Source organism: Streptomyces flavidovirens DSM 40150 (assembly GCF_000429085.1).
Lineage (GTDB): Bacteria > Actinomycetota > Actinomycetes > Streptomycetales > Streptomycetaceae > Streptomyces > Streptomyces flavidovirens.
The window spans coordinates 26383-41640 of sequence record NZ_AUBE01000004.1; the positions used below are offsets into that span (position 1 = coordinate 26383).

General features: G+C 70.9%; 11 protein-coding genes. 4 read left to right on the forward strand and 7 right to left on the reverse strand.

Annotation, left to right across the window (positions count from 1 at the left end; translation table 11 throughout):
• Positions 1-244 precede the first annotated feature (244 nt).
• From G412_RS0107435 to G412_RS0107445, 3 genes are read right to left on the reverse strand one after another with little or no spacing between them, the layout of a single operon-like run.
• Positions 245-1078: a sugar phosphate isomerase/epimerase family protein gene (locus tag G412_RS0107435; protein ID WP_028811534.1), complete on the reverse strand. Its 834-nt coding sequence runs from the start codon at positions 1076-1078 to the stop codon at positions 245-247.
• Positions 1075-2220: a dihydrodipicolinate synthase family protein gene (locus G412_RS0107440; protein WP_028811535.1), complete on the reverse strand. Its 1146-nt coding sequence runs from the start codon at positions 2218-2220 to the stop codon at positions 1075-1077. The genes G412_RS0107435 and G412_RS0107440 overlap by 4 nt, the downstream gene beginning before the upstream one ends.
• Positions 2217-3368 carry a Gfo/Idh/MocA family protein gene (locus G412_RS0107445; protein ID WP_028811536.1) on the reverse strand — a complete coding sequence of 384 codons (1152 nt, stop codon included), beginning with the start codon at positions 3366-3368 and terminating at the stop codon, positions 2217-2219. Before G412_RS0107445 ends, G412_RS0107440 begins: the two co-directional genes overlap by 4 nt.
• A 100-nt stretch (positions 3369-3468) precedes the next feature.
• Between G412_RS0107445 and G412_RS0107450 the strand changes: the two genes are divergently transcribed.
• A complete protein-coding gene (locus G412_RS0107450) occupies positions 3469-4545 on the forward strand; it encodes a LacI family DNA-binding transcriptional regulator (protein ID WP_028811537.1) in 1077 nt (358 codons plus the stop codon).
• Positions 4546-4638: 93 nt separating this feature from the next.
• Here G412_RS0107450 and G412_RS0107455 read toward each other — a convergent pair whose 3' ends face one another.
• Complete coding sequence (locus tag G412_RS0107455; protein WP_028811538.1) at positions 4639-5481, reverse strand: hypothetical protein; 843 nt, start codon at positions 5479-5481, stop codon at positions 4639-4641.
• 140 nt (positions 5482-5621) lie between these two features.
• Here G412_RS0107455 and G412_RS0107460 point away from each other — a divergent pair, with 140 nt between their 5' ends.
• The 3 genes from G412_RS0107460 (at position 5622) to G412_RS0107470 (ending at position 9317) form a co-directional block, all read left to right on the forward strand.
• A complete protein-coding gene (locus G412_RS0107460) occupies positions 5622-6404 on the forward strand; it encodes a sugar phosphate isomerase/epimerase family protein (protein ID WP_028811539.1) in 783 nt (260 codons plus the stop codon).
• A 319-nt stretch (positions 6405-6723) separates the two neighbouring features.
• A complete protein-coding gene (locus tag G412_RS0107465) occupies positions 6724-8556 on the forward strand; it encodes a glycoside hydrolase family 3 protein (RefSeq protein WP_028811540.1) in 1833 nt (610 codons plus the stop codon).
• Between the two features lie 134 nt (positions 8557-8690).
• Positions 8691-9317 (forward strand): hypothetical protein, encoded by a 627-nt coding sequence (locus G412_RS0107470; protein ID WP_051338195.1) that lies wholly within the window; start codon positions 8691-8693, stop codon positions 9315-9317.
• Between the two features lie 34 nt (positions 9318-9351).
• Here G412_RS0107470 and G412_RS0107475 read toward each other — a convergent pair whose 3' ends face one another.
• The 3 genes from G412_RS0107475 to G412_RS0107485 form a co-directional block, all read right to left on the reverse strand.
• A complete protein-coding gene (locus tag G412_RS0107475) occupies positions 9352-10803 on the reverse strand; it encodes a S28 family serine protease (RefSeq protein WP_028811542.1) in 1452 nt (483 codons plus the stop codon).
• Positions 10804-10868: 65 nt separating this feature from the next.
• On the reverse strand, positions 10869-11231 hold the full coding sequence (locus G412_RS0107480; RefSeq protein WP_244282875.1) for a hypothetical protein: 363 nt from the start codon (positions 11229-11231) through the stop codon (positions 10869-10871).
• Positions 11232-11413: 182 nt separating this feature from the next.
• A complete protein-coding gene (locus G412_RS0107485) occupies positions 11414-15145 on the reverse strand; it encodes an ABC transporter ATP-binding protein (protein WP_028811544.1) in 3732 nt (1243 codons plus the stop codon).
• Positions 15146-15258: the final 113 nt, after the last annotated feature.

Sequence of the window (15258 nt, forward strand, 5' to 3'; positions counted from 1 at the left end):
CATGGCTGTGGACAAAACCAAGGTCTGTGGACAAAACCAAGGAGGCCCGGTCCGTCGACCGGGCCCCTCAGATTCCCCTCCCGTACAGGCCTCTCCGAATCCCCCCGGATCCCTCCCCAGAGGCCCTGATGCCAAGTAGGACCCGCGAAGGGGCGGGACGGTTGCACGGAGATCTGGATTTATTTGACGAGGACACAAGATGGCCCCGGATGATCAGAGCTTGATCACAGACGCACCGTTTCGGTCATGAACGGAGTACGTGAGTGACATAGCGATCCGCCACTTCGGCCAGGACTTCCGCGCCGTCGCGGGACCAGAGAGTCTCGTTGAAGATCTCCACCTCGATCGGGCCCGTGTAGCCGGTCGCGTCCACCAGTTCGCGGAAGCGGCGGAAGTCGACCACGCCGTCCCCGAGCTGTCCCCGGCCCAGCAGGACGCCCGCCGGCAGTGGGGTGATCCAGTCCGCAAGCTGGAAGGCGGCGATGCGGTCGCCCGCGCGGGCGATGCCGTCCGCGACCCGGTCGTCCCACCACAGGTGGTACGTGTCGACGACCACGCCCACCCGGTCGGAGGGGAAGCGCTCGGCGAGGTCCAGCGCCTGGTCCAGGGTCGACACCACGCAGCGGTCCGAGGCGAACATCGGGTGCAGCGGTTCGATGGCCAGGCGTACGCCCCGCTCGGCGGCGTACGGCGCCAGCTCCGCCAGCGCGTCCGCGATGCGCTCGCGCGCCGCGTGCAGGTCTCGGCTGCCGGGTGGGAGGCCGCCCGAGACCAGGACGAGGGTGCTGGTCCCGAGGGTGGCGGCCTCGTCGATGGCCCGGCGGTTGTCGGCCAGGGCGGCGGCGCGGTCGGCGCCGCCGACGCCCGTCAGGAAGCCGCCCCGGCACAGGCTGGTCACGGTCAGCCCCGCGTCCCGGATCAGGCGGGCGGCACGCTCGACGCCGTACTCCTGGACCGGGGCGCGCCACAGCCCCACGCCGGGGACGCCCGCCTTCGCGCACCCCTCGGCCAGCTCGGGCAGCGACCACTGCCTGATGGTCTCCTGGTTGATGCTGAGCCTGGACAGGTCGCCGCTCACTGATCCACTCCGTGCAGGGTGAGGAAGGTCTTCATACGTGCTTCGGCAAGCAGCGGGTCCGGGAACAGGCCCAGGCCGTCGGCCAGTTCGTACGCCCGCGACAGGTGGGGCAGCGAGCGCGCCGAGTGGAGGCCGCCGACCATCGTGGAGTGCGACTGGTGGCCCGCCAGCCAGGCGAGGAACACGACGCCGGTCTTGTAGAAGCGGGTGGGGGGCTCGAAGAGGTGGCGGGACAGCTCGACTGTGGGGTCCAGGAGTGCGCGGAAGGCCTTCGCGTCTCCCGTGTCGAGCGTACGGACCGCTTCCGCCGCCAGCGGGCCCAGCGGGTCGAAGATGCCGAGGAGGGCGTGGCTGAAGCCGTGGTCGTCGCCCGCGATCAGTTCGGGGTAGTTGAAGTCGTCGCCCGTGTAGCACCGCACGCCCATCGGCAGGCGGCGGCGCAGGTCGATCTCGCGCTGGGCGTCCAGGAGCGAGATCTTGATGCCGTCGACCTTGTCGGGGTGCGCGGTGATGACCTCCAGGAAGGTCTCCGTGGCGGCATCCAGGTCCGTACTGCCCCAGTAGCCGTCGAGCGCCGGGTCGAACATGGGGCCCAGCCAGTGCAGGATCACCGGCTGCCCCGCCTGGCGCAGGAGGTGACCGTACGCCGCCAGGTAGTCCTCGGGGCCGCGGGCGGCGGCTGCCAGCGCCCGTGACGCCATGAGGATGGCGCGGGCGCCGGTCGATTCGACCAGGGTGAGCTGTTCCTCGTACGCGGCGGTGACTTCGGGGAGGGTGCTCTCGCCGGGGGGCAGTTGGTCGGTGCCTGCGCCGCAGGCGATCCGGCCGCCGACGGACTTCGCCTCCGCGGCCGAGCGGCGGATCAGCTCGGACGCCCCCGGCCAGTCGAGGCCCATGCCGCGCTGCGCCGTGTCCATCGCCTCCGCCACCCCCAGGCCGTGCGACCACAGGTGCCGTCGGAAAGCGAGCGTGGCGTCCCAGTCGACCGCGGCGGGCGAGTCCGGCGACACGTCGGCGTACGGGTCGGCCACCACATGCGCCGCCGAGTAGACCGTGCGGGAGGTGAGGGGGGCGCCGTGCGGTGCGAGGGCGAGGGGTTCGGTGCGGGGCTCGTACGTACCGTGCGGCAGCCTGATCGTCACAGCGACAGCTCCGGTACGTCGTAACGGCGGCCCTCGGCCGACGACTTGAGGCCCAGCTCCGCGAGCTGTACGCCGCGCGCCCCGGCCAGCAGGTCCCACGTGTACGGGTCGTCGAGCGCCACGTGGCGCAGGAACAGCTCCCACTGGGCCTTGAAGCCGTTGTCGTACGTGTCGTTGTCGGGGACCTCCTGCCACTGGTCGCGGAAGGAGTGGGTGACCGGGAGGTCAGGGTTCCAGACCGGCTTGGGGGTCGCGCTGCGGTGCTGCATGCGGCAGTTGCGCAGGCCGGCGACGGCGGAGCCGTGCGTTCCGTCGACCTGGAACTCCACGAGCTCGTCGCGGTTCACGCGTACCGTCCAGGAGGAGTTGATCTGCGCCACCGCGCCGCCCTCCAACTGGAAGATGCCGTACGCCGCGTCGTCGGCGGTGGCGGCGTACGGCTTGCCGTGCTCGTCCCAGCGCTGCGGGATGTGCGTCGTGACGTGCGACTGGACCGTTGTGACGCGGCCGAACAGCTCATGCAGTACGTACTCCCAGTGCGGGAACATGTCGACGACGATGCCGCCGCCGTCCTCCGCGCGGTAGTTCCAGGAGGGGCGCTGGGCGTCCTGCCAGTCGCCCTCGAACACCCAGTAGCCGAACTCACCCCGGACGGACAGGATCTCGCCGAAGAAGCCGCCGTCGATCAGGCGCTTCAGCTTGAGCAGACCCGGAAGGAAGATCTTGTCCTGTACGACGCCGTGCTTGATGCCGGCGTTCCGGGCGAGGCGGGCCAGGGCGAGGGCGGCGTCGAGGCCGGTGGCCGACGGCTTCTCCGTATAGATGTGCTTGCCCGCGGCGATGGCCTTTCTGATGGCCTCCTCGCGGGCGGACGTGACCTGCGCGTCGAAGTAGATGTCGATCGTCTCGTCGGCGAGGACGGCGTCCAGGTCTGTGGACCAGTGGGTGAGGTGGTGGTGCTCGGCGATCTCCTGGAGCGCGTGTTCGCGGCGGCCCACCAGGACGGGCTCCGGCCACAGGACCGTGCCGTCGCCCAGGTCCAGGCCGCCCTGCTCGCGGATGGCCAGGATCGAGCGGACGAGGTGCTGCCGGTATCCCATCCGGCCCGTGACGCCGTTCATGGCGATGCGCACTGTCTTGCGTGTCACGAAAGTTTCCTCCGTACGGCCATAGCAAGCGCTTTCTATGCGTTATGAAGCTAGCCTGCGTACCGCGGCTCGTACAAGACCCCATCCGGAGGACGACCAGATGACAGTGACCTTGGCGGACGTGGCGGCCCGCGCCCAGGTGTCACCGGCCACCGTCTCCCGTGTGCTCAACGGCAACTACCCGGTCGCCGCCGCGACCAGGGAGCGGGTGCTGCGCGCCGTCGACGACCTCGACTACGTACTGAACGGGCCGGCCAGTGCGCTTGCCGCGGCGACGTCGGATCTCGTGGGGATCCTGGTGAACGACATCGCCGACCCCTTCTTCGGGATCATGGCCGGGGCGGCTCAGTCGCAGATCGGCGGGCCGGAGGGGGCGGGCGCGGGGCGGGCGGGCGGCGAGAAGCTCGCGATCGTCTGCAACACGGGGGGATCGCCGGAGCGGGAACTGACCTACCTGACGCTGCTGCAACGGCAGCGCGCCGCCGCCGTGATTCTGACCGGGGGCGCGATCGAGGACCCCGGCCACTCGACGGCGGTCGCGGCGAAGCTTGCGAAGCTGGCGGACGGGGGCGCGCGGGTGGTGCTGTGCGGACGGCCGCCGCTGGAGCTGCCGGGGGGCGGGGGCGGGGTGGCGGCCGCGCTGGCCTTCGACAACCGGGGCGGGGCACGGCGGCTGACCGAGCATCTGCTGGCGCTGGGGCATCGGCGGATCGGGTACGTCGCCGGGCCGGTGGAGCGTACGACCACCCGGCACCGGCTGGAGGGACACCGGGACGCGATGGACGCGGCGGGGCTGGGCGGCGTCGTCGAACCTCTGACGGTGCACGGTTCGTACGACCGGCAGTCCGGGTACGACGCGACGCTGGAGCTGTTGCGGCGGGAGCCGGAGCTGACGGCGGTGGTCGCCGCGAACGACACGGTGGCGCTGGGCGCGTGTGCGGCGTTGCGGGAGCGGGGGCGGAGCATCCCGGACGACGTGTCGGTCGCGGGCTTCGACGACCTGCCGTTCTCGGCGGACACGATGCCGGCGCTGACGACCGTACGGCTGCCGCTGTACGAGGCGGGGGCGCGGGCGGGGCGGCTCGCTATGGGGCGGGAGGCGGCGCCGCCGGGGGGTATCGCTTCGGTGCCGGCGGAGTTGATGGTGCGGGGGTCTACGGCGGGTCCGCGGAGCTGAGGTGGGTGTGGTGCGGGGGGCGGCCGGTAGGGGTGGCTGGGCGCCGGTCGGTCTGGGCGGGGGTGGGGGGTGAGCCGGCGCCCCCGGTGGGGGTCAGTGATCAGCCGCCAGCGCCTTCGCCACGCGGGTGAAGAAGGCCGCGTGTGCTGCGCTGCTGGCCGGGAGTTCCGGGTTCCAGGGGATCACGCGGGCGTTGCCCGTGCGGGTCGGGTCGGGCGGGGCGGCGTTGGCGCGGGTGTCCGCCAGGATGATCTGCGGGGTGAGCTCCGCCGCTTCGGGCCAGGCGACGGTGGACCAGTTCGCGCCGCCCCGTGCGGGCGGTTCCACCAGGCGTACGCCCAGTGCGGCCAGGGCACGCAGGTCGGGCCAGGAGTCGGGGCGCGCGAGGTGGACCTGGTCGTCACCGGCCGGGGAGAGGGCCAGGACGCGGGGTGCGTCGTCCGTCGCGACGGTACGGAGCCGCTCGCGCGCGGCCTCCAGGGCGACCGGGGGCTCCGCACCGCCCAGCGCGGCCGCCAGCGCGGCGAAGCGGCCCCGGATCTCGTCGAGCGAACGGCCCTGCCCGACGTCCAGTACGACGACCGGGAGCTGCGCCTCCAGGTGCTTGGCGGCGTCCGGCTCGATTCCGTACACCTGACCGCCTCCGTAGCTGACGGCCACGACGAGGTCCGCTCCGCAGGAGAGCAGGCGGTCGGGGTCGAGGGAGGCGCCCGCGCCGAAGTAGGTGACCGCGCCGAGGGGGAGGTGCCCGGACTTGGCGCGGTCGGGCGCGTCGCCGTCGTGGTACGAGCCGAAGATGCCCAGAGGAAGCAATCCGTGGTCCCAGAGGGTGGCTCCGGCCTGGATGTAGGCGACGATCCTGGTGGGCCACGTGGGGGCCGACGACAACTGCCCGCGGTCGTCGGTGAACTGCCATATGGCTTCTGCTGCTGTCATGGGCGAGTCCTGCCCCGCGGGGAGCTTCCGTACGCGAGCGTCCGATCCGCCTGCTGGTCCGTACGGTGATCGGTTCGCTTGGGAGGCGGGGTATCGGGAAGTCGTGCTGGGGACGCTTGCTTCAGGAAGGAGCATTGACTGTGAAGTACGCCTTTTCCACCCTCGGGGTGCCGGGCATGGCGATGAGCGATGTCGTACGGCTCGCGAACACGACGGGTTACGACGGCGTGGAACTGCGCGCGCACCCCGAGGAACCGGTGCATCCGGGCATCGGTGTGGAGGAACGGGCGGACGTGGTCGAGCGGTTCGACGACGCGGGCGTGCGGATCCTGGCAGTGGCGGGGTACGCGCGGGTGGCGGCCCCGGGCGAGGACGAGCCCGTACACGAGGAGCTTCGCGGCCTGCTGGCGCTGGCGCGGGACCTGGGCGCACCGTACGTACGGGTCTTTCCCGGCGGCGGTGACGAGCAGAGCCAGGAGGAGGCGGACGCGACGGCGGCCCGCCGCCTGGGGCTGGCGGCGGAGACGGCGGCCGACCTGGGCGTACGCATCCTGCTGGAGACCCACGACTCGCACCGCACGGGCGCGGCGGCCGCGCGCGTCCTGGGACCGGTGGGGCACAAGAACGTGGGCGCGCTGTGGGACGTGATGCACACCTGGCTGGGCGGCGAGACCCCGGCGGCAGCACACGCCGTACTGGCCCCGCACCTGGGATACACCCAGGTCAAGGACATCGCGTCGGCCGACGACCCGACGCCGGTGGCGCTGGGGGCGGGAGTGCTGCCGCTGGACGAGTGCGTGGGGCTGCTCGACGACGACGCGTGGGTGTGCTGGGAGTACGAGAAGCGCTGGTATCCGCAGGCCCCTGACCTGCCGGGCATGCTGGCGGCGGGACGGGAGTACGTGGAGCGACTGCGAGGCTGAAGAAGGTCCCGGTGCCGCGTCGGAACCTGCGGGCAGCCGGTTCCGTCCAACCGGCGTACTGCTGGTGAGTCTCCGCAGAGCGGTGTCGGCACTCGCTGACTCCCCTCTCCAACCGCCTGCGGCCGGCAGTACAGCCGCCACTGGTGCGCCCCCCCCTCCGCATGCGCCAGTGGCGGCGTCTCCGGCCGCCTCGCCCCCTTTCCGACACGGGCTCCTTTGTGCTGCCGCACCCTTGACCTGGCAGTTAGTTTCCGGATATCCGTGACTCCTTGGAAGTTTCCTTCAACTCCCTTGTCGAGTACGGCCGTAAGGAGCTCACGTGCACGACCACCGCACCTCCAGACGCACCCTGCTCACCGCGACCGCCGCCGCAGTGGCCGCGACCGCCATCAGCACGACGCCTGCCCTGGGCGTGTCCGAAGCGTCCGTCACGGCCTCCACTCGGGACCGCCTCAAGCACCTCATCTCCCGGATGAGCCTGGAGGAGAAAGTCGGCCAGCTCTTCGTGATGCGGACCTACGGGCACTCCGCGACCGAGCCCGACCAGGTCGACATCGACCTCAACCTGAAGGAGATGGGGGTCAGGACCGCCGCCGAACTCGTCGCGAAGTACCACGTCGGCGGCATCATCTACTTCGCCTGGGCGCACAACACCCGTGACCCGCACCAGATCGCGGATCTGTCGAACGGGATTCAGCGCGCCGGGCTCGCGCAGGACACTCCCGTACCTCTGCTGATCTCCACCGACCAGGAGCACGGCATCGTCGCCCGCGTCGGCAGGCCCGCGACCCTCATGCCGGGTGCGATGGCGCTCGGGGCCGGCGGGTTGCGCTCCGGCGCGCGCAAGGCGGCGCGGATCGCCGGGGCCGAGCTCGCGGCCATGGGCATCGTGCAGAACTACGCGCCCGTCGCGGACGTCAACGTCAACCCGGCCAACCCCGTCATCGGCGTACGGTCCTTCGGAGCCGATCCGCAGGCGGTCGCCGCAATGGTCGCCGCGCAGGTCAAGGGCTACCAGAGCGCCGGAATCGCGGCCACTTCCAAGCACTTCCCCGGGCACGGAGACACCAAGGACGACAGTCACTACTCGCTCCCGACGATCCGTCATACCGCCGAGGAGTGGGAGGAGCTGGACGCCCCGCCGTTCCGGGCCGCCATCGCCGCCGGCATCGACTCGATCATGACCGCGCATATCGTCGTACCGGCACTCGACAAGAACGAGGACCCGGCGACGCTCTCCAAGCCGATCCTCACCGGTGTGCTGCGCGAGCGGCTGGGATACGACGGGGTCGTGGTGACCGACTCCCTCGCCATGGCGGGCGTGCGCCAGAAGTACGGCGACGACCGCGTGCCCGTCCTCGCTCTCCTCGCCGGGTGCGACCAGCTCCTGAACCCGCCGGACCTGCCCGTCGCCTGGAACGCCGTCCTCAAGGCGGTCCGCGACGGCGAACTGAGCACGGAGCGGATCGAGGAATCGATCCTGCGCATCCTGCTGCTCAAGGCCAAGCTCGGGCTGTTCCGCGACCCCTACGTCTCCCACCAGGGCGTCGACCGGACCGTCGGCGTACGTGCGCACCTCGCCGCGGCCGACAGGATCGCCGAGGCGACGACCACCCTGCTCACCAACGACGGCGGCCTGCTGCCGCTCAGCCGTCGTACGCACCGGAACGTGCTCGTGGTCGGGGCCGACCCCGCGTCCCCCACCGGGACCACCGGGCCGCCCACCACCGCCGTCGCCGGAGCCCTGCGGGAACTCGGCTTCACCGCCACCGCCCTGTCGACCGGGACCACCCCCACCCAGGCGAAGATCAAGGAAGCGGTGGCGGCGGCCAAGGGCAAGGACGTGGTGGTCGTCGGGACGTACAACGTCACGGCGAGCAGTCCGCAGCGCACGCTCGTCCGCGAGCTGGCCGCGACCGGGGTGCCCGTCGTCACCCTCGCCATCCGCAATCCGTACGACATCGCCCAGCTCGGCGGGACCGGATTCGCCGCGAGCGTCGCGGCGTATTCCTGGACCGATGTCGAACTGCGCGCGGCCGTACGCGTCATCGCCGGCCAGACGGCGCCGGCAGGGAAACTGCCCGTTCCGGTGCAGCGTGCGGACGATCCGGCGAAGGTGCTGTATCCGGTCGGGTACGGGCTCACGTATTAGCTCAGGCATGCGGCGTACGCGCCCGTACGCCCGGACCACCGGCGCACCACCTCCAAGTGGCGCAAAGCCCCCCGCGCGTCTGGCGTGCGCCCGCTCCGGCGGGTCACGCTGGGTGGACGTACCGGGGGGGTCGCATGCGTCGCACGGATCGGTCCAGGGGGGTGGCGTGCGCGCTGCTGCTCGTCGCGGTGGGCGTCGCGGCGCTGACCGGCTGCCAGGGACCAGCGGGTGAGGCGGGTAGGGCTGGTGCGTCCGCCGGGAGCGTCACCCCATCGGGTTACCGCGCCACGTTCCTCGGCACCGGTGAATGCAGCTCGCGCGGGCGCGCCTTCCGTGAGGTGTCCTGCGTGAGTGAGAAGGCCGCTGCCCGCGTGCTGTCCCGACACGAGGGGCTCCAGGGCGACGGGCCCGCGTGTCCGCCCCGTACGGACTTCGTCCTGCACATCTCCGAGAGCCGGCCCGCCTTCGACGAGGACGGCGACGGGTCCGTGCCACGCGGGTTCGCGTGCATGCGCAATCTGGAGGAGCCGCATCCCGGTGATCCGGGCAAGGGCGGCGGGCCCCGGACGGTCGTCGGGGACTGCCTCTACACCGCGCGCAAGGGGCAGGTGAAGGAGACGCCGTGCGACGGATCGGGCGAGATGGCGGCGCAGTACACGGTGGTGGCCGCCGTGCGGCGGCGGGCGCAGTGCCCGCCCGCGACGCAGTTGTACGTCCGGCTTGGCGGGGACAAGGCGGTGGGCTGCGCCCGCCGGGTGTGAGGGTCCACATCGGCGGGCGCAGTCCTGCCGTGCGTTACGGGCGCAGGGTCTGCCGCTGCTCGACGTCGCGCTTGTCGAGCTTCGCGTCGTACTTCGCCAGCGGCCTGGCCTTCGCCGGGTCCTTCTGGACGGCGGCCGGAGCGACCCCCGCCCATTCGAGGATCTCGGCCGTCGCCTTCGCCTTCTCCTCCGGGACGAGGCCCGCGACGTTGGCGCCGTGGTTGGCACCGGGCGCGGTGTAGACGTACGCGTCGCGCGCGCCCTTGCCGAGGCGGAACGGTTCGGCGCTCCACGGGTCGTTCTGCCCGTTCACGAACAGCATCCGCGTGGCGTTGTGCCGCACCCAGCCGTCCACGTCCCGCATCACGCTCGGGTTGAACTTCATCGGGATGTCACGCGGCACGTAGACGCGCGGCTGGAAGAAGTCCGGGCCGTACTTCATCAGGCCATCGAGGTGCGGGTACTTGACCTGCGGCGCGCCGAGCTGGGTGCCCGCCTGGTAGTAGTACGGCGTGTACGTCGCCAGGCTCTCGTCGCTGTAGGCGGCGAAGCCGGAGATGGCGTCGACGTAGTCGTAGATGACCTGGTCGGAGGAGTCGGCCGCGGGCACGTCCGCGCAGTCGCTCGCCTTGCTGTACTGCCAGAAGGCCCACACGAAGTCGAGGACCGTGGACTCGTACGCCTTGTCCAGGCTGCCGATGGTGTCGAAGGTGGCGTTGTTGGCGTCCGCCCACTCCTTCACCTTGGCGCTCAGCGGGCCGCGCCGCTCAAGTGCCTCGCGCTGTACGGCGTTGAGCGCGTCGCGGCACTCCTTGGTGCCGACGTTCCGGAAGAAGCGGTCGTACGCCGCGTCCTGTTTGTTCACCACGTCGTTGGGGGCGACGTACGCGACGACGCCGTCCATGTCGCGCGGATAGAAGCGCTCGTAGTACGTCGCGGTCATGCCGCCCTTGGAGCCGCCCGTCGAAATCCACTTCTTGGAGTAGATCTTCTTCAGCTCGGTGAAGATGCGGTGCTGGTCGCTCGCGGCCTGCTGGATGTCGAGCTTCGACCAGTCCGCGGGCGACGGCCGGGACGGAGTGAAGAAGCGGTACTCCATCGACACCTGGTTGCCGTCGATGATCTGCGTCGGCTCACTGCGACGCGGTGTTGTCGAGACGTTGTATCCGCTGGTGAAGAAGACCGTCGGGCGGTTCGTGTCCTTGTGCAGCACGGTGATTCGCTGCTTGAAGGTGCCCTTGGACGGCTGCCGGTGGTCGACCGGCTGGGTGTAGTTCAGTACGAAATAGCGATAGCCGGTGTACGGCTTCTCCTCCACCAGGCTCATGCCCGGTATCGCGAGTATTCGCTCCTTGATGTCCTGCTGCTGCTCCTGCTGCTCTGCTTCCGGCTCCGCGGTGGTGACCGCCCCGGCCGGTGCGCTGCCGAGTCCCACGGTGCCTATGAGCACCGCGAACGACAGCAGCAAGCTGCGCGCCTTGCGCATTCGCCCTCCCCTGTAGTCACAGACGACGGGGCGAACCTAGCGGGGCAACTCCCGTACCACCAGCCTCAGCAGAGAATCCAGCCAGTGGACGCCTTCCGCGTGCCGACCACACCGTGCGCCCGCACACAGCGGTTGAGGGCGTAGACCGTCACCGGTCCGGCGCGGTGGGTGAAGCGGCCGCTGTCCTTCGCGACGCGGCTGCCGCGTGCCTGGATGGTGACCACCATGACCTGCCGTACGCCGGGGCGCTTGGAGACGGTGATGGCGCAGGCGTAGCGGCGGCTCTTGTAGATGCGCAGTTCGCCGGTGGTGAAGGTGACTGTCTTCACCTTGCGGCCCGAGCAGGCGGTTGCCGCCTCCGCGCTGCCGGCGCCGGGGCCCGCGAGGGTCAGGCCCGCCGCCGCGATCACGATGGCAAGTCCGTACATCAGGTGTTTTCTCATCGCCTTGCCCGCACTTGCCCCACCCGCATCACCGAACACGCGTATCCCCTTCCCCCACTTGAGCGTACGTACGTGCGTACGACGCTCAGAGCGTACGGCGTGGTTGCGGAGCATCCGGGCGAAGGTGCGGGACAGCACGTGAAGGCCTGGGCGGCGCGTCCCGGTGCTCAGACAGCCGCCGGCTCGTCCTCGCCCACGAACGTGCGCCACAGGCGGGCGTACGTGCCCTCCAGGGCCAGCAGTTCGTCGTGCGTGCCGTCCTCGACGACCCGGCCGTGGTCCATGACGACGACCCGGTCCGCGCGCGCCGCCGTCGTCAGGCGGTGGGCGACGACCAGGGTGGTGCGGCGGCCGGTCAGCCGGTCCGTGGCCTGGTTGACCTGGGCCTCGGTCGCCAGGTCCAGGGCGGCGGTGGCCTCGTCGAGGAGCAGGATGTCCGGGTCGACGAGTTCGGCGCGGGCGAGCGCGATGAGCTGGCGCTGGCCGGCGGAAAGGTTCCGGCCGCGCTCGGCCACCTCGTGCAGGTAGCCGCCCTCCAGCGTCGCGATCATGTCGTGCGCGCCGACCGCGCGGGCCGCCGCCTCCACCTCGGCGTCGGTGGCGTCGCGGCGCCCGTAGGCGATCGCGTCGCGGACCGTGCCCGCGAAGAGGTATGCCTCCTGCGGTACGACGCCCAGACGGTGCCGGTACGCCGTGATGTCCAGGTCACGCAGGTCCGTGCCGTCGGCCGTGACCCGCCCCGAGGTCGGGTCGTAGAAGCGGGCGACGAGCTTGACGACGGTGGACTTGCCCGCCCCCGTCTCGCCGACGAAAGCGACGGTCTGGCCGGCCGGGATGCGCAGATCGATCCCGCTGAGCGCTTCCTCCTCTTCACCCTTGCCGCCGTACTGGAAACGCACGTCCTCGAAGGCGATCTCGCCGCGCAGCGACAGGACGTCCTTGGGCCGGTCGGCGGCGGCGGTCGAGGTGGGCTCCCGGAGGAGTTCCTGGATGCGCCGCAGGGAGACGGTGGCCTGCTGGTATCCGTCGAAGACCTGGGAAAGCTGCTGTACGGGGGCGAAGAACAGCTCGATGTAGAGGAGGTACGCGACGAGCGCACCGGTGGTGAGGGTGCCCGCGTCCACCCGCCCGGCGCCGACGATCAGCACCGCGGCGGCGGCGACCGACGACAGAAGCTGGACGAACGGGAAGTAGATGGAGATCAGCCACTGGCCGCGCACGCGCGCCTGCCGGTAGCTGTCGCTGCGCTCCGCGAACCGCTCGGCGCCGGTGCGCTCGCGCCGGAACGCCTGGACGATGCGCAGTCCGGACACGGACTCCTGGAGGTCGGCGTTGACGACACTGACGCGGTCGCGTGCCAGCTCGTACGCCTTGACGCTCGACTTGCGGAAGAAGTACGTGCCGATGATCAGCACCGGCAGGGTCGCGAAGACGACCAGCGCGAGCTGCACGTCGATGACGAGGAGCGCGACCATGATGCCGAAGAAGGTGACGACGGAGACGAAGGCGGTGACGAGGCCGGTCTGGAGGAACGTCGACAGGGCGTCGACGTCGGTCGTCATGCGGGTCATGATGCGGCCGGTCAGCTCGCGCTCGTAGTAGTCGAGGCCGAGGCGCTGGAGCTGGGCGAAGATCTTGAGCCGGAGTGAGTACAGCACGCGCTCGCCGGTCCGGCCGGTCATCCTTATCTCGGCGGTCTGCGCGATCCACTGCACGACGACGGACAGCAGCGCGAGCCCGGCCGCCGCCCAGACCGCGCCGAGCGCGAGCTGGGTGACGCCCTCGTCGATGCCGTGCCGGATCAGGACCGGCAGGAGCAGACCCATGCCGGCGTCGACGGCGACGAGCGCGAGGCTGACCAGCAGGGGCAGGCCGAAGCCGCGCAGGAGGCGGCGCAGTCCGTACGACTCCTCGGGCTGGACGGCGCGGGTCTCGTCGATGTCGGGCACGTCGTCGGCCGGCGGCAGCGCGTCGACCTGGGCGAGCAGTTCGGGGGTGGCCGGCATGCCGGGCGCGTGGTCGGTGGCCGTGTCCGGGGAGGACTCGTCCCGTACCCACAGATCGGGGGTGATGCCGCGCTCGGCGTCGAACTCGGCGTCCAGCTCGGCCTGCACGGTCCGGTCGTCGGCCGGTTCCGGTGCTTTGGTGAGGACGTGTCCGGGCGATACGCCGCCGAGCTCGTCGGGGTCGGTGAGCAGCCGCCGGTAGAGGGCGGAGCGCTCCTGGAGTTCCTCGTGGGTGCCGATGGCGGCGAGGCGGCCGCCGTCGAGTACGGCGATGCGGTCGGCGAGGTTGAGGGTGGAGCGGCGGTGGGCGATGAGCAGCGTCGTACGCCCGGCCATGACGGACTTCAGCGCCTCGTGGATCTCGTGCTCGACGCGGGCGTCGACGGCGGAGGTGGCGTCGTCGAGGAGGAGCAGGCGGGGGTCGGTGAGGATGGCGCGGGCGAGCGCGATGCGCTGGCGCTGGCCGCCGGAGAGGGTGAGGCCGTGTTCGCCCACGGTGGTGTCGTAGCCGTTCGGCAGCTCGGAGATGAAGCGGTCGGCCTGGGCGGCGCGGGCGGCGGAGACGACCTGCTCGTCGGTCGCGTCCGGCAGGCCGTACGCGATGTTGGCGCGCACGGTGTCGGAGAACAGGAAGCTGTCCTCCGGTACGAGTCCGATGGCGGCCCTGAGCGAGTCGAGGGTCAGCTCGCGTACGTCGTGCCCACCGACGAGGACGGCGCCGCGGGACACGTCGTAGAAGCGGGGCAGGAGCAGCGAGACGGTGGACTTGCCGCTCCCCGACGAGCCGACGACGGCGACGGTCTCGCCAGCCCGGATTTCGAGGGAGAAACCGTCGAGAACCGGCCGGTCGTCGTCGTAGCCGAAGGACACGTCGTCGAACTCGACGGTCGCGGGGGCGTCGGCGGGAAGCACTTTGGTCCCGTCCTCGATGGACGGCTCGGTGTCGATCAGCTCCAGTACGCGCTCCACACCGGCCCGCGCCTGCTGGCCGACGGTCAGCACCATGGCGAGCATGCGCACGGGCCCGACGAGCTGGGCGAGGTAGGCGGAGAAGGCGACGAACGTACCGAGGGTGATCTGGCCGCGCGTCGCGAGCCAGCCGCCGAGCGCCAGCATGGCGACCTGGCCGAGGGCGGGCACGGCCTGGAGGGCGGGGGTGTAGCGGGAATTCAGCCGGACGGTCCGCATGCGTCCGGCGAAGAGCCGCCGGCTGACCTCGCGCAGCTTGCCGGTCTCCTGGTCCTCCTGGCCGAAGCCCTTCACGACGCGTACGCCGGACACGGCCCCGTCGACGACGCCCGCGACGGCGGCGGCCTGGCCCTGGGCGTACCAGGTGGCGGGGAAGAGCCGCAGGCGGCTGCGCTTCGCGATGAACCACAGGGCGGGGGCGACGGCGACGGCGACGAGGGTGAGCAGCGGCGAGAGCCACGCCATGATCACGAGGGAGATGAGGAAGAGCAGGAAGTTCCCGATGGTCATCGGGAGCATGAAGAGGAGGCCCTGGATGAGCTGAAGGTCGCTGGTGGCCCTGCCGACGACCTGGCCGGTGGAGAGCTCGTCCTGGCGGCGCCCGTCGAGGCGGGTGATGGTCCCGTACATCTCGGTGCGCAGGTCGTGCTGGACGTCGAGTGCGAGACGTCCGCCGTAGTAGCGGCGGACGTAGGTGAGGGCGTAGACGACGACGGCGGCGGCGATGAGCAGGCCGGTCCATACGGCGAGGGACCGGGTCTTGGTCCCGATGACGTCGTCGATGACGACCTTGGTGATCAGTGGGACGAGCGCCATGACGGCCATGCCACCCAGTGACGATCCGAGTGCGAGCACGACATTGCGCCGGTACCTCCAGGCATAACCCGCCAGCCGCCGCGCCCACCCTTGATCTGCCCCCGCCACTGCTGCCTCCCGGTCGTCCCGACGTCCTGCCCTGCCGGAAGTCACCAACGCGGTGAGGTGCGGATTTCATCCCACCGGTGAGAATACGGGTCTCTGGTCCCAGGACTCCTGGG

Bases quoted from the DNA above. Each gene is read 5' to 3' on its own strand.
- G412_RS0107480 (WP_244282875.1), bottom strand. From the start codon at position 11,231: ATGTACGGACTTGCCATCGTGATCGCGGCGGCGGGCCTGACCCTCGCG.
- G412_RS0107470 (WP_051338195.1), top strand. From the start codon at position 8,691: ATGCGTCGCACGGATCGGTCCAGGGGGGTGGCGTGCGCGCTGCTGCTC.
- G412_RS0107450 (WP_028811537.1), top strand. From the start codon at position 3,469: ATGACAGTGACCTTGGCGGACGTGGCGGCCCGCGCCCAGGTGTCACCG.
- G412_RS0107475 (WP_028811542.1), bottom strand. From the start codon at position 10,803: ATGCGCAAGGCGCGCAGCTTGCTGCTGTCGTTCGCGGTGCTCATAGGC.
- G412_RS0107455 (WP_028811538.1), bottom strand. From the start codon at position 5,481: ATGACAGCAGCAGAAGCCATATGGCAGTTCACCGACGACCGCGGGCAG.